This is a genomic window from Pseudomonas sp. Sample_23 (assembly GCF_004307595.1).
GTDB lineage: Bacteria > Pseudomonadota > Gammaproteobacteria > Pseudomonadales > Pseudomonadaceae > Aquipseudomonas > Aquipseudomonas atacamensis.
In genome coordinates this window covers 60,863-80,303 of record NZ_RCNX01000039.1, presented here as the reverse complement: position 1 = coordinate 80,303, position 19,441 = coordinate 60,863, and the positions used below count along the sequence as shown (strand labels likewise).

18 protein-coding genes are annotated in these 19,441 nt (G+C 61.0%); 11 read left to right on the top strand and 7 right to left on the bottom strand.

The window, feature by feature from the left end; all coding sequences use genetic code 11:
* The first annotated feature begins 326 nt into the window (after window positions 1-326).
* Window positions 327-1,841 (top strand): polyphosphate:AMP phosphotransferase, encoded by a 1,515-nt coding sequence (gene pap / locus D8U82_RS10350; RefSeq protein WP_016770941.1) that lies wholly within the window; start codon window positions 327-329, stop codon window positions 1,839-1,841.
* A gap of 103 nt (window positions 1,842-1,944) precedes the next feature.
* Window positions 1,945-3,129, top strand: coding sequence for a thiolase family protein (locus tag D8U82_RS10345; RefSeq protein ID WP_130902160.1), 1,185 nt, complete (start codon window positions 1,945-1,947; stop codon window positions 3,127-3,129).
* Between the two features lie 126 nt (window positions 3,130-3,255).
* On the opposite strand, the gene D8U82_RS10340 is transcribed toward D8U82_RS10345, so the two are convergent.
* Window positions 3,256-3,447, bottom strand: coding sequence for a DUF6316 family protein (locus D8U82_RS10340; RefSeq protein WP_130902159.1), 192 nt, complete (start codon window positions 3,445-3,447; stop codon window positions 3,256-3,258).
* Window positions 3,448-3,657: 210 nt separating this feature from the next.
* Between D8U82_RS10340 and D8U82_RS10335 the strand changes: the two genes are divergently transcribed.
* Window positions 3,658-4,617: a DMT family transporter gene (locus D8U82_RS10335; RefSeq protein ID WP_130902158.1), complete on the top strand. Its 960-nt coding sequence runs from the start codon at window positions 3,658-3,660 to the stop codon at window positions 4,615-4,617.
* A 108-nt stretch (window positions 4,618-4,725) separates the two neighbouring features.
* On the opposite strand, the gene D8U82_RS10330 is transcribed toward D8U82_RS10335, so the two are convergent.
* Window positions 4,726-6,120 (bottom strand): class II fumarate hydratase, encoded by a 1,395-nt coding sequence (locus D8U82_RS10330; RefSeq protein ID WP_130902157.1) that lies wholly within the window; start codon window positions 6,118-6,120, stop codon window positions 4,726-4,728.
* 191 nt (window positions 6,121-6,311) lie between these two features.
* Between D8U82_RS10330 and D8U82_RS10325 the strand changes: the two genes are divergently transcribed.
* From D8U82_RS10325 to D8U82_RS10295, 7 genes are all read left to right on the top strand, one after another.
* On the top strand, window positions 6,312-6,827 hold the full coding sequence (locus tag D8U82_RS10325; protein ID WP_016770936.1) for a DUF2059 domain-containing protein: 516 nt from the start codon (window positions 6,312-6,314) through the stop codon (window positions 6,825-6,827).
* 12 nt (window positions 6,828-6,839) lie between these two features.
* Complete coding sequence (locus D8U82_RS10320; RefSeq protein WP_016770935.1) at window positions 6,840-7,139, top strand: BolA family protein; 300 nt, start codon at window positions 6,840-6,842, stop codon at window positions 7,137-7,139.
* 296 nt (window positions 7,140-7,435) lie between these two features.
* On the top strand, window positions 7,436-8,377 hold the full coding sequence (locus D8U82_RS10315) for a rhodanese-related sulfurtransferase (RefSeq protein WP_016770934.1): 942 nt from the start codon (window positions 7,436-7,438) through the stop codon (window positions 8,375-8,377).
* Between the two features lie 35 nt (window positions 8,378-8,412).
* The gene (locus D8U82_RS10310; RefSeq protein ID WP_177434127.1) at window positions 8,413-9,015 is read left to right on the top strand and encodes a DsbA family protein; all 603 of its coding nucleotides are present in this window, start codon (window positions 8,413-8,415) and stop codon (window positions 9,013-9,015) included.
* Window positions 9,008-10,825: an ABC transporter ATP-binding protein gene (locus tag D8U82_RS10305; RefSeq protein ID WP_130902155.1), complete on the top strand. Its 1,818-nt coding sequence runs from the start codon at window positions 9,008-9,010 to the stop codon at window positions 10,823-10,825. Before D8U82_RS10310 ends, D8U82_RS10305 begins: the two co-directional genes overlap by 8 nt.
* Window positions 10,826-10,962: 137 nt before the next feature.
* Window positions 10,963-13,422, top strand: a complete 2,460-nt coding sequence (locus D8U82_RS10300; protein WP_130902154.1) for an EAL domain-containing protein — start codon at window positions 10,963-10,965, stop codon at window positions 13,420-13,422.
* Between the two features lie 46 nt (window positions 13,423-13,468).
* On the top strand, window positions 13,469-14,263 hold the full coding sequence (locus D8U82_RS10295) for an iron-containing redox enzyme family protein (protein ID WP_016770930.1): 795 nt from the start codon (window positions 13,469-13,471) through the stop codon (window positions 14,261-14,263).
* A 101-nt stretch (window positions 14,264-14,364) separates the two neighbouring features.
* Here the strand turns inward: D8U82_RS10295 and D8U82_RS10290 are convergent, their stop codons facing one another.
* Window positions 14,365-15,291 (bottom strand): GGDEF domain-containing protein, encoded by a 927-nt coding sequence (locus D8U82_RS10290; protein ID WP_123443575.1) that lies wholly within the window; start codon window positions 15,289-15,291, stop codon window positions 14,365-14,367.
* A gap of 157 nt (window positions 15,292-15,448) precedes the next feature.
* Here D8U82_RS10290 and D8U82_RS10285 point away from each other — a divergent pair, with 157 nt between their 5' ends.
* Window positions 15,449-15,667, top strand: coding sequence for a hypothetical protein (locus tag D8U82_RS10285; RefSeq protein ID WP_130902153.1), 219 nt, complete (start codon window positions 15,449-15,451; stop codon window positions 15,665-15,667).
* On the opposite strand, the gene D8U82_RS10280 is transcribed toward D8U82_RS10285, so the two are convergent.
* From D8U82_RS10280 to D8U82_RS10265, 4 genes are all read right to left on the bottom strand, one after another.
* Window positions 15,654-16,394: a YciK family oxidoreductase gene (locus tag D8U82_RS10280; RefSeq protein ID WP_024013876.1), complete on the bottom strand. Its 741-nt coding sequence runs from the start codon at window positions 16,392-16,394 to the stop codon at window positions 15,654-15,656. The genes D8U82_RS10285 and D8U82_RS10280 overlap by 14 nt on opposite strands.
* 183 nt (window positions 16,395-16,577) lie before the next feature.
* Window positions 16,578-17,249, bottom strand: coding sequence for an N-acetylmuramic acid 6-phosphate phosphatase MupP (gene mupP, locus D8U82_RS10275; RefSeq protein ID WP_016770929.1), 672 nt, complete (start codon window positions 17,247-17,249; stop codon window positions 16,578-16,580).
* A 4-nt stretch (window positions 17,250-17,253) separates the two neighbouring features.
* Window positions 17,254-17,952 carry a bifunctional 2-polyprenyl-6-hydroxyphenol methylase/3-demethylubiquinol 3-O-methyltransferase UbiG gene (gene ubiG, locus D8U82_RS10270; protein WP_007908399.1) on the bottom strand — a complete coding sequence of 233 codons (699 nt, stop codon included), beginning with the start codon at window positions 17,950-17,952 and terminating at the stop codon, window positions 17,254-17,256.
* Window positions 17,953-18,010: 58 nt separating this feature from the next.
* A complete protein-coding gene (locus D8U82_RS10265) occupies window positions 18,011-19,345 on the bottom strand; it encodes a TRZ/ATZ family hydrolase (protein WP_071173171.1) in 1,335 nt (444 codons plus the stop codon).
* Between the last annotated feature and the right edge of the window lie 96 nt (window positions 19,346-19,441).

Genomic DNA, 19,441 nt, shown 5'->3' with positions numbered 1-19,441 from the left:
CACAAGACTCGCAGTGAAAAGAACCCTGTGGCGAGGGGATTTATCCCCGCTGGACTGCGAAGCAGTCCCAAAACCACAAGACTCGCAGTGAAAAGAACCCTGTGGCGAGGGGATTTATCCCCGCTGGACTGCGAAGCAGTCCCAAAACCATCCACCCCGGTTTCCCGATCCAAACCACACTTCCCGTATCTACGACTACTGCACAGCCAGTCAACGATAAATCCCCTCACCACAAAGTTCTCATCCCGTCCTGAGTTCATGGGAATTTCTGCCCTGCGCCCGTGCCCAATCCGCTAGTCTTGCTGAACCCTGGAAGGAGCCGTCCAATGTTTGAATCCGCTGAAATCGGTCACGCCATCGACAAAGACACTTATGAGGCGGCGGTCCCTGCGCTGCGTGAAGCCTTGCTGGAAGCGCAGTTCGAGTTGCAGCAGCAGAAACGCTTTCCGGTGATCATCCTGATCAACGGCATCGAAGGGGCGGGCAAGGGCGAGACGGTCAAGCTGCTCAACGAGTGGATGGACCCGCGCCTGATCGAAGTGCGCACCTTCGACCAACAAACCGATGAAGAACTGGCGCGGCCACCCGCCTGGCGCTACTGGCGGATGCTGCCGGCCAAGGGCCGGATGGGCGTGTTCTTCGGCAACTGGTACAGCCAGATGCTCCAGGGCCGGGTGCACGGACTGTTTAAGGATCCGCGTCTGGACCAGGCCATCGCCGGCGCCGAGCGTCTGGAAAAAATGCTCTGCGATGAAGGCGCGCTGATCTTCAAGTTCTGGTTTCACCTGTCCAAGAAGCAGATGAAAGCGCGGCTCAAATCGCTGGCCGACGATCCGCTGCACAGTTGGCGCATCAGCCCGCTGGACTGGCAGCAGTCGCAGACCTACGACAAGTTCGTCAAATACGGCGAGCGCGTGCTGCGCCGTACCAGCCGCGATTACGCGCCGTGGCATGTCATCGAAGGCGTCGATGCCAATTACCGCAGCCTGGCGGTGGGCAAGATTCTCCTCGAAGGCCTGCAAAGTGCGCTCAAGCGCGCCGACGTCAATCCCCACGAAGTCAGTGCCGCGCCGCTGGGCACGCCGGTCGATCAGTTGAACCTGCTCGACAGCCTCGACCTGACCCAGCGTCTGGACAAGAAAGACTATGAAGAACAACTGATCACCGAGCAGGCGCGCCTGTCCGGGCTGATGCGCGACAAACGCATGCGTCGCCATGCGCTGGTCGCGGTGTTCGAGGGTAACGACGCGGCGGGCAAGGGCGGGGCGATTCGCCGCGTGGCAGCGGCGCTCGATCCGCGTCAGTACAGCATCGTGCCGATCGCTGCGCCGACCGAAGAAGAGCGCGCACAACCGTATCTGTGGCGGTTCTGGCGACACCTTCCGGCGCGGGGCAAATTTACCGTGTTCGACCGCTCTTGGTATGGGCGGGTGCTGGTCGAGCGGATCGAAGGCTTCTGCACTCCGGCCGACTGGCTGCGCGCCTACGGCGAAATCAATGACTTCGAAGAGCAACTGGCCGATGCCGGCGTCATCGTGGTCAAGTTCTGGCTGGCCATCGACAAGGACACGCAGATGGAGCGCTTTCAGGAGCGCGAAGAGATTTCCTTCAAGCGCTTCAAGATTACCGAGGACGACTGGCGCAACCGGGAAAAGTGGGACGACTATCGCCGGGCGGTCGGCGACATGGTCGATCGCACCAGCACCGAGATCGCGCCGTGGACGCTGGTCGAGGCCAATGACAAACGCTGGGCGCGGGTGAAAGTGTTGCGCACCATCAACCGCGCGCTGGAAGACGCGTTCGAGAAATCCGACAAGAAGGCCAAAAAGCACAAGGACTGAGGCGATGGCCGCGCATACGCCGGGTGAATGATCCTCGCGGTCGGCAAGAAGGTGGACTTATGCTCAGGTCCACTCTCAACCGACAACAACAATGAGGTATGCCATGCGTGAAGTGGTGATCGTCGACAGCGTGCGGACCGGCCTGGCCAAATCCTTTCGCGGCAAGTTCAACCAGACCCGCCCCGATGACATGGCGGCCCACTGCGTCAATGCGCTGCTGACCCGCAACGATATCGACCCGGCCAGCGTCGAGGACTGCATCGTCGGCGCCGGCTCCAACGAGGGCGCGCAGGGCTACAACATCGGGCGCAACGTCGCGGTGCTTTCGCGCCTGGGCACCGGCACCGCCGGCATGACCCTCAACCGTTTCTGCTCCTCGGGCTTGCAGGCCATCGCGATTGCCGCCAACCAGATCGCCTCCGGTTGCAGCGACATCATCGTTGCCGGCGGCGTCGAGTCGATCAGCCTGACCCTGAAAAGCGTCAACACCGATCATCTGATCAACCCGCTGCTCAAGCAACAGACTCCCGGCATCTACTACAGCATGGGCCAGACCGCCGAAGTGGTGGCGCGCCGTTACGGTGTCAGCCGCGAGGCCCAGGATCGCTATGCGCTGCAAAGCCAGATCCGTACGGCCCAGGCCCAGGCCGCGGGTTTGTTCGATGATGAAATCGTGCCGATGGCGGTGAAATATCGCGTCGAGGACAAGAACAGCGGCGAAGTGCAGATTGTCGACGGCGTCGTCGAGCGCGACGACTGCAACCGCCCGGACACCACCTACGAAAGCCTTGCCGGTTTGAAACCGGTGTTCGCCGACGACGGTTCGGTGACGGCGGGCAATTCCTCGCAGCTGTCCGACGGTGCCTCGATGACACTGGTGATGAGCCTGGACAAAGCCTTGGAACTGGGGCTCAAGCCGAAAGCGTTATTCCGTGGCTTCACCGTCGCCGGCTGCGAGCCGGACGAAATGGGCATCGGCCCGGTGTTCTCGGTGCCGAAACTGCTCAAGGCCAAGGGCCTGCAAGTGGCGGATATCGATCTGTGGGAATTGAACGAGGCGTTCGCTTCGCAGTGCCTGTACAGCCGCGACCGGCTGGAGATCGACAACGACAAGTACAACGTCAACGGCGGCTCGATTTCCATCGGCCACCCGTTCGGCATGACCGGCTCGCGTCAGGTCGGGCATTTGATCCGGGAATTGCAGCGGCGCAATTTGCGCTACGGCATCGTCACCATGTGCGTGGGTGGCGGGATGGGGGCGAGCGGATTGTTTGAGGCGGTGCGCTAAAGGATTGGTTGCCTGTTCAGGCCCCTTCGCGAGCAGGCTCGCTCCCACAGGTTCAGGGTGTACATAATTTCAATGTTCACCAAAATCCTGTGGGAGCGAGCCTGCTCGCGAAGGCAGCGCCACGGTTCAGCGGCTGGAATCCCGCCGCTGCATCCGCGCTATATAAGCCTGAATCTCCCGCTCGATCACCTGACCGTCAAACGGCCCTTCGAGGGTATTTTCCCGGGTGCTGAAATACAGCTCGCCATTGACCCGACACACGCGGTCGCTGCGAAAACGGGTGGCGGGGGCGCTGTCCTCGGCGCGCATGGCGTACATGTCGGTCTCCCTGATCAATGCGTTGAAAAGTCTGCAATCAGCTTATGCCTGAAGCACTTGGCGCGCCTGCCCGGCCGATCAACGGCGGCGCGCCGGTTTACTGCTGCGACCTGCACAGTTTCATTCGCGGCCTGCCGGTAACTGTCCCTGTGTTGTGCGCAGCCGGACGCCTAGAATGAGTGTTCTTGTCAGCAGGCTTTTGGGGTTCGCATGCACATTTCATCGGGGCGCTGGGTGTACGGACTGTTCCTGGCGCTGCTGACCGCGTTTCTGTGGGGCATCCTGCCGATCAAGCTCAAACAGGTATTGCAGGTGATGGACCCGGTCACGGTGACCTGGTTTCGCCTGATGGTGTCCGGCGGTTGCCTGTTCATCTATCTGGCGTCGGTCAAACGCCTGCCGAGTCGCAAGGTGCTCGGGCCGAAGGGGGGCTGGCTGGTGCTGATGGCGGTGCTGGGGCTGGTCGGCAATTACGTGTTGTACCTGATGGGCCTCAACCTGCTCAGCCCCGGCACCGCGCAATTGGTGGTGCAAATGGGGCCGATCATGTTGCTGATCGCCAGCCTGTTCGTGTTCAAGGAGCGCTTCAGCATCGGCCAGGGCATCGGCCTGCTGGTGTTGCTGGTCGGCTTTGGCCTGTTCTTCAATCAGCGCCTGGCCGAGCTGCTGACCTCGCTGTCTGATTACACAGCCGGCGTGCTCCTGGTGCTGCTGGCGTCGACGGTCTGGACCTTCTATGCGCTGGGCCAGAAGCAATTGCTCACGGTGTGGAATTCGTTGCAGGTGATGATGGTGATCTATCTGTTCTGCGGGTTATTGCTGACGCCGTGGGTGCATCCGCTTGAAGCGCTCAACCTGAGCCCGTTGCAGGGCTGGCTGCTATTGGCGTGCTGCATGAACACCTTGATCGCTTACGGCGCATTCGCCGAAGCACTGGCGCACTGGGAAGCATCGCGGGTCAGCGCGACGCTGGCGATCACGCCGCTGGTGACGTTTGTGGCGGTGGCGATTGCGGCGCGGATCTGGCCGGACTTCGTGCATGCCGAGCAGATCAATGCGCTGGGCTATGGCGGGGCGGTGCTGGTGGTGCTGGGTTCGGCGCTGGTGGCGTTGGGGCCATCGTTGATTGCCGGGCTCAGGGCGCGGCGGGCCAGGGTTGTGCCAGGCTGACGATCGGCGGCGCCTGAATTCGCGAGCAGGCTCGCTCCCACTTTGCAATGCAATTTTCCTGTGGGAGCGAGCCTGCTCGCGAAGACGGATTTTCAGGCGCTAAATGACTCAGCCCTTGGCGCCAGCCTCGATCATGTTTTCCGGCCGCACCCAAACGTCGAACTCTTCATCCGTCAGATAACCCAGCTGCAACGCCGCCTCACGCAAAGTCAGCCCTTCGCTGTAGGCCTTCTTGGCGATCTCCGCCGACTTGTCATAACCGATGTGCGGGTTCAGCGCGGTCACCAGCATCAATCCACGTTCCAGATGCTTGGCCATGACCTCGGCATCCGGTTCGAGGCCGGCGATGCAGTGCTGCTGGAAGTTGCTGCAGCCATCACCAAGCAGACGGATCGATTGCAGCAGGTTGTGGATGATCACCGGTTTGAACACGTTCAGCTGCAAGTGCCCCTGACTGGCGGCAAAACCGATCGCCACGTCATTGCCGAGCACTTGGCAGGCGAGCATCGACAGCGCTTCGCACTGGGTCGGGTTGACCTTGCCGGGCATGATCGAGCTGCCCGGTTCGTTGGCCGGCAGCTTCACTTCAGCGAAACCTGCGCGAGGACCTGAGCCCAGCAGACGCAGGTCGTTGGCGATCTTCATCAAGGCCACGGCGAGGGTTTTCAGTGCACCCGACAGCGTTACCAACGGTTCATGACCGGCCAGCGCGGCGAACTTGTTCGGCGCGGTGACGAACGGCAAACCGGACAGTGCTGCGAGTTCGGCGGCAATCGCCTCACCGAAGCCGTGTGGCGAATTCAAACCGGTACCAACGGCGGTGCCGCCCTGAGCCAGTTCGCAAACCGCCGGCAGCGCGGCACGAATCGCGCGCTCGGCGTAATCCAGTTGCGCGATGAAGCCGGACAGTTCCTGACCGAAGGTGATCGGCGTCGCGTCCATCATGTGCGTGCGCCCGGTCTTCACCAGTTTCATGTGTCGCGCCGCCAGTTCGGCAAGGCCACCGGACAGCTCGGCAATCGCCGGCAGCAGTTGTTCCTGCACCGCTTTGGCGGTGGCAATGCTCATGGCAGTGGGGAAGCAGTCGTTGGAACTTTGCGAGCGGTTGACGTGATCGTTCGGGTGCACCGGCGACTTGCCGCCGCGCGGGTTGCCGGCCAGTTCGTTGGCGCGACCGGCGATCACTTCGTTGACGTTCATGTTGCTCTGGGTACCGCTGCCGGTCTGCCAGACCACCAGCGGGAACTGCTCGTCATGCTCGCCGGCGAGCACTTCATCGGCGGCCTGTTCGATCAGGCGGGCGATGTCGGCGGGCAGGTCGCCGTTGCGGTCGTTGACCCGTGCGGCGGCTTTCTTGATCAGCGCCAGGGCGTGCAGCACCGGTAGCGGCATGCGTTCCTGACCAATGGCGAAGTTGATCAGCGAGCGTTGCGTCTGAGCACCCCAGTAAGCGTCGTCCGGGACCTCGATCTGGCCCAGGCTGTCGGTTTCGATACGGCTCATCGTGCACACTCCTGTTGGTCTGTTGGCGCAATTTAGGCCGGCATCGGCCCGGGTGGTTCCATCGGCTCGATTGTTGACCGCAAAACCCCGCCAATCAAGCGCGGCAAGGGCCGGGGGTTGAGCCACAGCGATTGTTAGGCGCAGAATGGTCGCCCTTGGGGTTCGACCTCGCTTTGCTTAAAGGAAACTCGATGACTCGTCTTCGCGCCATCTGTACCGCGGTTGCACTGGTTTGCGCCAGCGGCCAGGTGCTTGCCGATACCGCCAGCCACAACGCCAGTGCCGAAGCTTTCCTGACGCTGGCTCACGCTGACAAGCTGGGTACCCCGGTGTACATGCAAGTGCAGCAAATGTTCGCCCAGCGCTTTGAACAGACCAAAGCCCCTGAGTCGAAGAAAGCCGTGCTCGAAACCTACCAGGCCAAGGCCAACGCTGCGCTGGACCAGGCCATCGGCTGGAACAAGCTCAAGCCCGACATGGTCAAGCTCTACACCAGCAACTTCAGCGAATCCGAGCTGAAAGATCTGGTTGCCTTCTACCAGTCGCCACTGGGCAAAAAGGTCCTGGAAAAAATGCCGCAGCTGACCCAGCAATCGGCGCAGATGACCCAGGGCAAACTGGAAAGCGCGGTGCCAGTGGTCAACAAGCTGCTCGACGACATGACCAAAGAGCTGACCCCGGCCGCGGCGCCAGCCAAGAAGAAGTAAGCGGAGTTCGTGATGACCATGCAACAACGCATCGAATCGACGCTGGCCCTGTTGCAGCCTGAGCACCTGCAAGTGCTCGACGAAAGCCACATGCACAGTCGCGGGTCTCAGACCCACTACAAGGCGGTGGTGGTCAGCGCGCAGTTCGAAGGCCTGAACCGGGTCAAGCGCCACCAGAAAGTCTACGGCACGCTCGGCGAGCTGATGGGCGAGTTCCATGCGTTGGCGCTGCACACCTACACCCCGCAGGAATGGGCAGAGATCGACGGCGCCCCGGCGTCGCCGACCTGTGCCGGCGGTAGCAAGCACTGATTTTGGATGTGGCGGGATTTTTGTGGTGAGGGGATTTATCCCCGTTCGGCTGCGCAGCAGTCGTAAGCCCTGTAACCACGGTCCTGGCAGAAGGAACGGGGCTGAATGGGTTTAGGGTTGCTTCGCCACCCAACGGGGATAAATCCCCTCGCCACAGGTTTTGTGTTGTCACAGAAGACTGAGTAAATCCAAAACACATCATGTTTTTGCTAGAATCCGCAACGCGCCGCTTAGCCGGCGCGTTTTTTTTGAATCCGGTTCACCCTTTGCGAGGGTAGCCACCTGGAGAAATACCCATGACACAACCGATTGTCGTGGCGGCACTGTACAAGTTCGTCACCCTCGAAGATTACGTTGACCTGCGCGAGCCTCTGCTGCAGGCGATGGTCGACAACGGCATCAAAGGCACTCTGCTGATCGCCGAAGAAGGCATCAACGGCACGGTTTCCGGCAGCCGCGAAGGCATCGACGGCCTGCTCGCCTGGCTCAAGAACGATCCACGCATGGTCGACATCGACCACAAGGAATCGTACTGCGACGAGCAGCCGTTCTATCGCACCAAGGTCAAGCTGAAGAAAGAGATCGTCACCCTCGGCGTCGAAGGCGTTGACCCGAACAAGAAGGTCGGCACCTACGTCGAACCGCAGGACTGGAACGCGCTGATCAGCGACCCGGAAGTGCTGCTGATCGACACGCGCAACGATTACGAAGTGTCGATCGGCACCTTCGAAGGCGCCATCGATCCGAAAACCACCAGTTTTCGCGAGTTTCCCGACTACATCAAAGAACACTTCGACCCGGCCGTGCACAAGAAGGTCGCGATGTTCTGCACCGGCGGCATTCGCTGCGAGAAAGCCTCGAGCTATATGCTCGGCGAAGGTTTCGAAGAGGTTTACCACCTCAAGGGCGGCATCCTGAAGTACCTCGAAGAGGTGCCGCAGGAAGAAACCAAGTGGCGCGGCGACTGCTTCGTCTTCGACAACCGCGTCACCGTGCGTCACGACCTGACGGAAGGCGACTACGATCAATGTCATGCCTGCCGCACGCCGGTCAGCGTTGAAGATCGCGCCTCCGAGCACTATGTCGCCGGCATCAGTTGCCCGCACTGCTGGGACAAGCTCAGCGAGAAAACCCGGCGCAGCGCCATCGATCGGCAAAAGCAGATCGAACTGGCCAAGGCACGCAACCAGCCGCACCCGATCGGCTACAACTATAAGCAAGCATCCACCGAGGCTTAACCATGTCTGCGCGCCTGCTCTATGTGATGGATCCGATGTGTTCATGGTGCTGGGGTTTTGCTCCGGTGGCCAAGGCACTGGTCGAGCAGGCACAGGCAGCCGGGGTCGAGCTGCATCTGGTGGTTGGCGGTCTGCGCACCGGCAGCGGCTCGGCGCTGGAGCCGACCACGCGGCGCTACATTCTTGAGCACTGGCAAGCGGTCACCCAGGCCACCGGCCAGCCGTTCAAGTTCGATGGCGCGTTGCCTGACGGTTTTGTCTACGACACCGAGCCTGCCTGTCGCGCGATTGTCACCGCGCGCAGTCTGGCGCCGGATTGCGCGTGGACACTGGTCGGGATGATCCAGCAGGCGTTCTACGCCGAAGGTCGCGATGTCACCCAGGCCAGCGTGCTGGTCGAACTGGCGGAGCAGGCCGGTGTGCCGCGTATCGAATTCGCCGCGTTGTTCGATCATGCCGATCAGCACAAGGCGACCCAGGCCGATTTCACCTGGGTCCAGGATCTGGGCATCGCCGGTTTTCCGACCCTGCTGGCCGAGCGCAAAGGGCAACTGGCGCTGCTGACCAACGGTTATCAACCGCTCAGCGAGCTGTCGCCGTTGCTCGGCCGCTGGCTGGAGCGCGCGGCCTGTGTTTGACCGTGCCGATGACACGCCAGCCGTAGAGCGTGTCGACCGGCTGAGCTGGGCTGAAGTCCGGCGTCTGGCACTGCATCACAAGAAATCCCTGTGGATCGCCAACGGCGTGGCTGTGCTGGCGACGCTGTGCAGCGTGCCGATCCCGTTGCTGCTGCCGTTGCTGGTCGACGAAGTGCTGCTCGGCCACGGCGATGCCGCACTGAAAGTCATGAATCATTTTCTGCCAAGCATGTGGCAGCAGGCGGCGGGTTATATCGGCCTGATGCTGGTGGTGACCCTGACCTTGCGTTGCAGCGCCCTGTGTTTTGGCGTGTTGCAGTCGCGCCTGTTCGCGCGCCTGGCCAAGGACATCGTCTACCGCATTCGCGTGCGCCTGATCGAGCGGCTCAAGCGCATTTCCCTCGGCGAATACGAAAGCCTCGGCAGCGGCACGGTGACCACGCACCTGGTCACCGATCTGGATACCCTCGACAAATTCGTCGGCGAAACCCTCAGCCGCTTCCTCGTCGCGATGCTGACCCTGGTCGGCACCGCCAGCATTCTGATGTGGATGCACTGGAAGCTGGCGCTGCTTATTCTGCTGTTCAACCCGTTGGTGATCTACGCCACGGTGCAGCTGGGCAAACGCGTCAAGCACCTGAAAAAACTCGAGAACGACAGCACCTCGCGCTTCACTCAGGCGCTGAGCGAAACTCTCGATGCGATTCAGGAAGTGCGCGCCGGCAACCGTCAGGGCTATTTCCTCGGGCGCCTCGGTTTGCGCGCGCAGGAGGTGCGCAACTACGCAGTCAACTCGCAGTGGAAAACCGACGCCTCGAACCGCGCCAGTGGTTTGTTGTTCCAGTTCGGCATCGACATCTTCCGCGCGGCGGCGATGCTCACCGTGCTGTTTTCCGACCTGTCGATCGGGCAGATGCTCGCGGTGTTCAGTTACCTGTGGTTCATGATCGGCCCGGTCGAACAGCTGCTCAATCTGCAATACGCCTACTACGCAGCGGGCGGTGCGCTGACTCGGATCAATGAACTGCTGGCGCGTGCCGACGAGCCGCAGTATCCCGGCGGCGTCGATCCGTTCAAGGGGCGCGACACCGTCGGCATCGAGGTGCAAGGCCTTAGTTTCGGTTATGGCGACGAGTTGGTGCTGGATCAGATGAACCTGTCGATCCTGCCCGGCGAAAAAGTCGCGATCGTCGGCGCCAGCGGCGGCGGCAAAAGCACCTTGGTGCAATTGCTGTTGGGCCTGTACACGCCAGCGGCCGGGACCATTCGCTTCGGTGGGTCGACTCAGCAGGAAATCGGTCTGGAGACGGTGCGCGAGAACGTCGCGGTGGTGCTGCAGCATCCGGCGCTGTTCAACGACAGCGTGCGCGCCAATCTGACCATGGGCCGCATGCGCAGCGACGAAGCCTGCTGGCAGGCGCTGGAAATCGCGCAGATGGCCGCGACCATCCGTGCGCTGCCAGCTGGCCTCGACAGCATCGTCGGTCGCTCCGGCGTGCGTTTGTCCGGCGGTCAGCGCCAGCGTCTGGCGATTGCACGGATGATTCTCGCCGAGCCGAAAGTGGTGATTCTCGACGAAGCCACTTCGGCCCTCGATGCCGCCACCGAGTACAACCTGCACCAGGCGATGGCGAAATTTCTCCATGGCCGCACCACGCTGATCATTGCCCATCGCCTGTCGGCGGTGAAACAGGCGGACCGCGTGCTGGTGTTCGACGGCGGGCAGATCGCCGAGGACGGCGACCACCGTCAGCTGATCGCCGACGGCGGTCTGTACGCCAAGCTCTACGGCAACTTGCAACAGCACTGATCGAAACCCTCGCCGACCTGTCAGAGGTTCTGCGCGCGGTGTAACGCCGCGCCTTGCCTTGAACGAGAACCCCACCTAGTCTCGTCATAGCGAATTCGCCCGGAAGGCGAGCGGGCAGTGCTCATGCAAGGACTCTCATGAAGCAAAAGCAGACTCTGGGAACACCACGGTTGTTGGGTATCGTCTGGCCCTTTATTGCTGTCGTGGTGTTCCAGGCATTACTGGGGGGCGTGAGCCTTTACGTGCTTTCGGCCGTGCGTGGCTACGTCGCTGGCGAAAGCCTGTGGTCCAAGGGCCAGAAAGACGCCATCTATTATCTCAACCTCTACGCCGACAGCCGTGACGAGGCGATCTATCGCAAATACCTGACGGCGATCGCCGTGCCGCAGGGCGGGCACCAATTGCGCCTGGCGCTGGATCGTCAGCCGCCGGATCTGCAAGCGGCGCGCCAAGGCATTCTCAAGGGTGGCAATCATCCAGACGATGTCTCCAGCGTCATCTGGCTGTACCTCAATTTCCGCCACTACAGTTATCTGGAAACCGCGATCGATCGCTGGACGATTGGCGATGCCTATCTCGACCGACTGCACGAAGTCGCGCAGGAGATGCACCAAGGCATTGCGCAGAACCAGGCCAGTCCCGGCGATGTGCAGCGCTGGAAGTTACAGATCTTCGCCATCAACGATGCAGTCACCCCAGCGGCCAGGGCTTTCAGCGATGCCTTGGGCGAAGGCTCGCGGGTGATCATGCGCCTGCTGCTGTTCACCAACCTGGCCACCGCGCTGGGTCTGATCGCGCTGGCGCTGTGGCGCACGCACAAACTGCTCAAGCAGCGCCATGAGTTTGCCCAGGCGCTGCAACTGGAAAAGGATCGCGCGCATATCACGCTGCAGTCGATTGGCGATGGCGTGATCACCACCGACGTCAACGGCGCGATCGATTACATGAACCCGGCCGCCGAGGCCATGACGCACTGGAAGGCCGAGCAGGCGGCAGGGCTGCCGTTGTCGGCGCTGTTCAACCTGCTTGACGATAACGCCCAGACCGAAGGGCTGACGTTGATCGAGCACATTCTCAGCGGCCAGCTCAGCGGCGGCAGCGAACATTCCAAGCTGATCCAGCGTCTGGACGGCAGCACCCTGTCGGTGACCCTGGTCGGCGCGCCGATCCGCAATGCCGGCAACGTCAGCGGCACGGTGCTGGTGCTGCACGACATGACCCAAGAGCGGCAGTACATCGCCAATCTGTCCTGGCAGGCGACCCACGATGCCCTGACCGGGCTGGCCAACCGCCGCGAATTCGAATATCGCCTCGAACAGGCCTTGCACAAACTGACGCGCCAGCCCGGGCGGCATGCACTGATGTTCCTCGATCTGGACCAGTTCAAACTGGTCAACGACACCTGTGGTCATGCGGCGGGCGATGAGTTGCTGCGGCATATCTGCACGCTGTTGCAATCAGACTTGCGCGAGGGCGATACCCTGGCGCGACTGGGCGGCGACGAATTCGGGATTTTGCTCGAGAACTGCCCGCCGGACATCGCCGAGAAGATTGCCGAAAGCCTGCGCCAGACCGTGCAGAACCTGCATTTTGTCTGGAAGGGGCGGCCGTTCCTGACCACCGTCAGTATCGGCCTGGTGCATATCGCGCAGAATCCCACCAGCCTTGAGGCCTCGTTGCGTGCGGCGGACATGGCTTGCTACATGGCCAAGGAAAAGGGCCGCAACCGCGTGCAGGTCTACCATGCCGATGATTCCGAACTGTCCATGCGCTTCGGTGAAATGGCCTGGGTACAGCGCCTGCATATGGCGCTGGAAGAAAATCGCTTCTGCCTTTATGCCCAGCAGATCGCACCGCTCAAGCCGCAACCCGGCCAGGCCGGACACATCGAAATCCTCCTGCGTTTGCATGATGAATCCGGGCGGATGATTTTGCCTGACAGCTTTATTCCGGCAGCGGAGCGATATGGTTTGATGACCCAGTTAGATCGCTGGGTAGTTGAAAATGTTTTCAAGGTTATTGCCCAGTGTATTGAACAGGAACATGAACTTCCTTTGGCAATGTGTGCGATTAATCTGTCAGGCATTACTATAGGAGATGACGCGTTTTTGCACTTCCTGCGGGAGCAGTTTGTTAACTACGCTATACCGCCTGAAATGATTTGTTTTGAAATTACTGAAACCAGTGCAATCGCCAATCTTGGCAGTGCAATTCGTTTTATCAATGAACTCAAAGGCTTAGGCTGTCACTTTTCTCTGGATGACTTTTGTGCCGGAATGTCTTCATTCGCTTACTTGAAACATTTGCCTGTAGACTTCCTGAAGATCGACGGGAGTTTCGTTAAGGATATGCTGGACGACCCGATTAATCGGGCAATGGTCGAAGTGATCAATCACATTGGCCATGTTATGGGTAAGCAGACAATTGCCGAGTTTGTTGAAACTAACCAGATCGAACAGGCATTGCTTGAAATAGGTGTGGATTACGCTCAGGGGTATGTCATCGAGCGCCCGCAGTTGTTTACTTGTGACAGTTTGCAAAGTCGCCCTGCCAGACCGCAGCCGTTGTTGTTCAAAGCGCCTGGCACGTTCCGTTGAAGTCTCTCGCCGATCCTTGCCATCACAACTCAAAAGGAGCCGAACAGTGATCGACACATTCAACCGAACCGGACCCCTCATGGAAGCTGCAAGTTACCCTGCCTGGGCGCAACAGCTCATCAAGGATTGCAGCGAGAGCAAGCGCCGGGTTGTCGAACATGAACTTTATCAGCGCATGCGCGACAACAGACTCAGCGCGAAAACCATGCGCCAGTACCTCATCGGCGGCTGGCCGGTGGTCGAGCAGTTTGCCTTGTACATGGCGCAGAACCTCACCAAGACCCGCTTCGCCCGCCACCCCGGCGAGGACATGGCGCGGCGCTGGCTGATGCGCAACATTCGCGTCGAACTCAACCATGCCGACTACTGGATGCACTGGAGCCGCGCCCATGGCGTCAGCCTCGAAGATCTCCAGGCCCAGCAAGTGCCGCCGGAGCTGCATGCTCTGAGTCATTGGTGCTGGCACACCAGCTCGGCGGATTCGCTGATCGTGGCGATTGCCGCGACCAACTATGCGATCGAGGGGGCGACCGGGGAGTGGTCAGCGGTGGTCTGCTCGACCGGGGTCTACGCCGCGGCGTTCCCGGAAGAAGATCGCAAACGCGCGATGAAGTGGTTGAAGATGCATGCCCAGTACGACGATGCCCATCCGTGGGAAGCGCTGGAAATCATCTGCACCCTGGCCGGCCTGAACCCGAGCAAGGCGTTGCAGGCCGAGCTGCGGCAGGCGATCTGCAAGAGTTATGACTACATGTACCTGTTTCTGGAGCGGTGCATGCAGTTGGAGACTTCGGAGCGCTTGTTGGTCAACCGCGAGCGCCGGACCGTAACCGAAAGCTGATCGAACTGTGGGAGCGAGCCTGCTCGCGAAAGCGGTGGGTCATGCAACGAATCGTTGTCTGACACCCCTCTTCGCGAGCAGGCTCGCTCCCACAATGATTTTTAGCCGGCCATCGCCAGCCGGTTCCGCCCCTCGCGCTTTGCGACATAGAGCGCACTGTCGGCCCGGCGCAGCAAGCTGTCCGCCGACTCGCCCGGCAGTAACGTCGAGCATCCCAGGCTCACGGTGATCTCGATCAACTGGCCATCGGCAAAGTATTCCTCCGACTGCGTCGCTTGGCGCAAACGCTCGCCGACCATCGCCGCCGCCTCGCGACCGGTGTTGGACAGCAGGATCAGAAACTCTTCGCCGCCATAACGGAACACCATGTCGACGTTGCGCAGTTGCGCCTTTATCGACGCGGCAATGGCTCTGAGCACTTCATCGCCGGCACCATGACCGTGGTCATCGTTGACCCGTTTGAAGTGGTCGATGTCGAGCATCAGTACCGACAGCGGTTGCGCATGACGGCGCGACATGTCGATCTCACGCTGCAAGGTCTGCTCCATGGCCACCCGATTACCGGCACCGGTCAACGGGTCGCGCAAGGCACTTTGCGTCGCGGCGCGATAGAGCAGGGCGTTGCGCATCGGGTACAGCAGGCAGGACAGCAGCGACTCGAGGTCGCCCTGTTCCTTGTCGTTGAAACGTTGATTACGGCGGAAGACCAACTCGCCCATGTGCTCGCCTTCGTGGCTGAGGGTGTAGCTGAGCGAGTGGTGGCCGCGCGCGCCGAACTCCAGGCGCAAGTCGCTGGCCTGATGCACATAGCTCAGGGCGTCCAGTGGCACCAGGCGTTGGATTTCGCGGAAGAACAGGCCAAGGATGCGCTGAGGCTCCAGGCTGGTTTGCAGTTGCAGGCTCATTTGCTGACGCAGTTGCGCCAGGCTGGTCGGGCGCTCGATCAGCGCCGGTAGTTGACCGAAGCCCAGGCGCTGCAATTTGGCACTGTCAAAGTCAATTGCATGGGTCTGGGAAGGAGATTTCATATGGCGTGAGCCCCTAAGCAGTAAGTCTGTCTTACAGGCTGGGTGAGAGCGGCTATGGGCTGCGCGTCGTACTGATCCATCAGTCCCGTAGGACGTTTGGCGTAAGTTTAGTCTGCCGCAAGACGATCAGTCAGCTATCGAAATCGGCGTCTGCCCCATGGCCATCACACGGCATGTTTTGAGCGAATTTAGAGCGAAAGGCGTGCCATTCGGTTCGATTTTATTTAAAGCTTTTCGAATCAATGGCTTGCTGGCGGATGCCGGGCGGCCGCGCTGGGTTATTGGCGGCTTTGTGACGTTTATGAGCGGCAATGGCTTGCCGCGACAGCATTCTGCCGCGGCAACAAATGCGACGTATGGCGTTATTGGGCGTTGAAAGCCTGGCCATTGACGCCCGCGCTGTCCGGGCCCATCAGGTACAGATACACCGGCATGATCTCTTCCGGTGTCGGGTTGTTCAGCGGATTCTCCCCCGGATAAGCCTGCGCGCGCATGCTGGTGCGCGTACCGCCCGGGTTGATGCTGTTGGAGCGTACCGGCGCAACGCCTTCCACTTCATCGGCCAGGGTTTGCATCAGGCCCTCGGTGGCAAATTTCGACACGCCGTAAGCGCCCCAGTACGCGCGACCCTTGCGCCCGACGCTGCTCGAGGTGAACACCACCGAGGCGTCCTGGGACAGCTTGAGCAGCGGCAGCAGGGTGCTGGTCAGCATGAACATGGCGTTGACGTTGACCTGCATGACCCGCATGAAGTTTTCGCCGGAGAGTTGCTCGATCGGCGTGCGCGGGCCGATGATCGAAGCGTTGTGCAGCAGGCCGTCGAGATGGCCGAACTCGGTTTCGATCATTGCGGCCAGCTCATCATATTGATGGGGCAGGGCGGTCTCGAGGTTGAACGGGATCACCGCCGGTTGCGGGTGGCCGGCAGCCTCGATTTCGTCGTAGACCTCGGTCAGATTGGCTTCGGTCTTGCCCAGCAGCAACACGGTGGCACCGTGGGCGGCATAGGTTTTCGCCGCAGCCGCGCCGATGCCACGGCCGGCACCGGTGACCAGAATGACCCGATCCTTGAGCAATTCAGGGCGAGCGGTGTAATCAAACATAAGAACCTCACAATCCATTTGATGAAGACCTGCTTCACCCCTGTGGCGAGGGGATTTATCCCCGTTCGGCGGCGAAGCCGTCGCAAAACCTGTGTGTCACATTGCCTGGATGAAAGCGGGGGCCGCTTCGCAGCCCAGCGGGGATAAATCCCCTCGCCACACAGGGAGCTTGCAACAGTCAGGTCAGCAGCTGCACAGCGCGCTGTCGAGCACCTTGCGCAATTCCAGCGGATGGTCCACCACCACGTCCGCGCCCCAGTGCCGCGGGTTGTCGTCCGGGTGGATGTAGCCGTAAGTCACCGCAGCGGTCTTGGTCCCGGCATCGCGGCCCGATTCGATATCGCGCAGATCATCGCCGATAAACAGCACGGTCGACGGATCCAGATCAAGCATCTTGCAGGCGAGGATCAGCGGCTCCGGATCCGGCTTGCTGTTCTTCACATGATCCGGGCAGATCAGCAGCGCCGAACGCTCGGCCAGCCCCAGACGCTGCATGATCGGCTCGGCGAAGCGCACCGGTTTGTTGGTGACCACGCCCCAGATCAGGTTGGCCTTTTCGATATCGGCGAGCAGTTCGCCCATGCCGTCGAACAGTTTGCTGTGCACCGCGCAGCCGACCAGATAGCGCTCGAGAAACTCCAGACGCAGCTCCTCAAAGCCCGGCGATTCCGGATCCATCGAAAATGTCACCGCAACCATGGCCTTGGCCCCGCCGGAAATCTCGTCGCGGATGTGCTTGTCGTTGATCGGCGGCAGACCGCGATCGGCGCGCATCGCCTGGCAGATGGCGATGAAGTCCGGCGCGGTGTCGAGCAGGGTGCCGTCCATGTCGAAAAGTACCGCTCTGATGGCCATCGGCTTATTCCTCGCGCAGGGTCTGGATCATGTAGTTGACGTCAACGTCGTTGGCCAGCTTGTAGTGCTTGGTCAGCGGGTTGTAGGTCAGGCCGATGATGTCCTTGACGGTCAGGCCAGCCATGCGGCTCCACGCACCGAGCTCGGACGGGCGGATGAATTTCTTGAAGTCGTGGGTGCCGCGCGGCAACAGCTTCATGATGTATTCGGCGCCGATGATCGCGAACAGGTACGCCTTCGGATTGCGGTTGATGGTCGAGAAGAACACCTGGCCGCCCGGCTTGACCATGCGGAAGCAGGCACGGATTACCGACGATGGATCCGGCACGTGCTCGAGCATTTCCAGGCAGGTGACCACGTCGAACTGCTCGGGCATTTCCTCGGCGAGGGCTTCGGCGGTGATCTGGCGGTATTCGACGCTGACCCCGGATTCCAGCTGATGCAGTTGTGCGACCGCCAGCGGCGCTTCGCCCATGTCGATGCCCATCACCGTGGCGCCACGCTGGGCCATGGCTTCGCTGAGGATGCCGCCGCCGCAACCAACGTCGAGGACTTTCTTGCCGGCCAGATTGACTCGCTCGTCGATCCAGTTGACCCGCAGCGGGTTGATGTCGTGCAGCGGCTTGAATTCGCTTTCGCGGTCCCACCAGCGATGGGCCAGGGCCTCGAATTTGGCGATTTCGGCGTGGTCGACGTTGCTCATGTTCAATTCCTCGAAAAACCTGAAAAGGGCTGTAGCCGCGGATATAGCGCCGCGGTGTTTACGATTCGGTGTGGCCGCTGATGCGCTGGCCCCAGTGGCGGGCGGTCGCGCCCAGCTGTTGTTCGTCCATGCGGGTCAGGCGCCGGTCGTCGAGCAGTTGCTTGCCGGCGACCCACAGGTGTTTCACGCAATCACGCCCGGTGGCATAAATCAGCTGCGACACCGGGTCATACACCGGTTGCTGCGCCAGGCCGGACAGGTCGAAAGCGACGATGTCCGCGGCTTTGCCAATCTCCAGCGAGCCGACCTGCGCCTCGATCCCCAGTGCACGCGCACCATTGAGGGTGGCCATGCGCAAGGCGCGATGGGCGTCCAGCGCAGTGGCAGAGCCGGCGACGGCTTTGGCCAGCAGGGCGGCGGTGCGGGTTTCGCCGAGCAGGTCGAGATCATTGTTGCTCGCCGCGCCATCGGTGCCGACGGCAACGTTCACCCCAGCCTGCCACAAACGTTCGACCGGGCAGAAGCCGCTGGCCAGTTTCAGATTGGATTCCGGGCAGTGGATCACGCTGCTGTTGCTTTCTACCAGCAGCGCGAGGTCGTCATCGCTGATCTGGGTCATGTGCACCGCCTGGAAGCGCGGGCCGAGCAGGCCAAGGCGACCCAGGCGCGCCAGTGGCCGTTCGCCGGTTTGCTCGACAGCCTGTTGCACTTCGAATGCGGTTTCATGCACATGCATGTGGATCGAGGCGTCAAGCTCCTCGGCGATCACCCTGATTTTCTCCAGGTTCTCATCACCGACGGTGTAGGGGGCGTGAGGGCCGAAAGTAATCTTGATGCGTTCGTGATGCTTGAGATCCCCGAACAATTCGACGCCCTGACGAATGGCTTCGTCGGCACTGCTGGCGCCGGGGATCGGGAAATCGAGGATCGGAATGGCGATCTGCGCACGGATGCCGCTGTTGTGTACGCGCTCGCTGGCGACTTTCGGGAAAAAGTACATGTCAGAGAAGCAGGTGATGCCGCCCTTGATCTGCTCGGCGATGGCCAGATCGGTGCCGTCGCGGACGAAATCCTCATCGACCCATTTGCCTTCGGCCGGCCAGATGTGGTTTTCCAGCCAGGTCATCAGCGGCAGATCGTCAGCCAGGCCACGGAACAGCGTCATCGCCGCGTGGCCGTGGGCATTGATTAGTCCCGGCGCCAACAGAACATCCGGCAGTTCACGGATTTCTGTCGCGTTACACTTCAACGCTTCGGCGCGCGGGCCGATAAACACGATGCAACCGTCACGGATGCCCAGGCCGTGCTCCTTGAGCACCACGCCTGCCGGTTCGACGGGGACCAGCCAGGTCGGCAGCAATAACAGGTCGAGCGCAATGGCAGGTTTCGGCATCGAGGGTCGGTTCCAGTGCTTTTGTAAAGGATGGCGAAGTATACCCGAGCGTCTTCGCGGGGGGATCGCTATAATCGGCGGCTTTTGTTCATGAGT

What these genes read in the sequence shown, in the direction of transcription:
- ubiG (WP_007908399.1), bottom strand. Translation starts at nt 17,952, where the DNA reads ATGAGCAACGTCGACCACGCCGAAATCGCCAAATTCGAGGCCCTGGCC.
- D8U82_RS10345 (WP_130902160.1), top strand. Translation starts at nt 1,945, where the DNA reads ATGCGTGAAGTGGTGATCGTCGACAGCGTGCGGACCGGCCTGGCCAAA.
- D8U82_RS10285 (WP_130902153.1), top strand. Translation starts at nt 15,449, where the DNA reads ATGGCCATCACACGGCATGTTTTGAGCGAATTTAGAGCGAAAGGCGTG.
- D8U82_RS10310 (WP_177434127.1), top strand. Translation starts at nt 8,413, where the DNA reads ATGTGTTCATGGTGCTGGGGTTTTGCTCCGGTGGCCAAGGCACTGGTC.
- pap (WP_016770941.1), top strand. Translation starts at nt 327, where the DNA reads ATGTTTGAATCCGCTGAAATCGGTCACGCCATCGACAAAGACACTTAT.
- D8U82_RS10320 (WP_016770935.1), top strand. Translation starts at nt 6,840, where the DNA reads ATGACCATGCAACAACGCATCGAATCGACGCTGGCCCTGTTGCAGCCT.
- D8U82_RS10315 (WP_016770934.1), top strand. Translation starts at nt 7,436, where the DNA reads ATGACACAACCGATTGTCGTGGCGGCACTGTACAAGTTCGTCACCCTC.
- D8U82_RS10325 (WP_016770936.1), top strand. Translation starts at nt 6,312, where the DNA reads ATGACTCGTCTTCGCGCCATCTGTACCGCGGTTGCACTGGTTTGCGCC.
- D8U82_RS10290 (WP_123443575.1), bottom strand. Translation starts at nt 15,291, where the DNA reads ATGAAATCTCCTTCCCAGACCCATGCAATTGACTTTGACAGTGCCAAA.
- D8U82_RS10300 (WP_130902154.1), top strand. Translation starts at nt 10,963, where the DNA reads ATGAAGCAAAAGCAGACTCTGGGAACACCACGGTTGTTGGGTATCGTC.
- mupP (WP_016770929.1), bottom strand. Translation starts at nt 17,249, where the DNA reads ATGGCCATCAGAGCGGTACTTTTCGACATGGACGGCACCCTGCTCGAC.
- D8U82_RS10340 (WP_130902159.1), bottom strand. Translation starts at nt 3,447, where the DNA reads ATGTACGCCATGCGCGCCGAGGACAGCGCCCCCGCCACCCGTTTTCGC.
- D8U82_RS10330 (WP_130902157.1), bottom strand. Translation starts at nt 6,120, where the DNA reads ATGAGCCGTATCGAAACCGACAGCCTGGGCCAGATCGAGGTCCCGGAC.
- D8U82_RS10335 (WP_130902158.1), top strand. Translation starts at nt 3,658, where the DNA reads ATGCACATTTCATCGGGGCGCTGGGTGTACGGACTGTTCCTGGCGCTG.
- D8U82_RS10265 (WP_071173171.1), bottom strand. Translation starts at nt 19,345, where the DNA reads ATGCCGAAACCTGCCATTGCGCTCGACCTGTTATTGCTGCCGACCTGG.
- D8U82_RS10280 (WP_024013876.1), bottom strand. Translation starts at nt 16,394, where the DNA reads ATGTTTGATTACACCGCTCGCCCTGAATTGCTCAAGGATCGGGTCATT.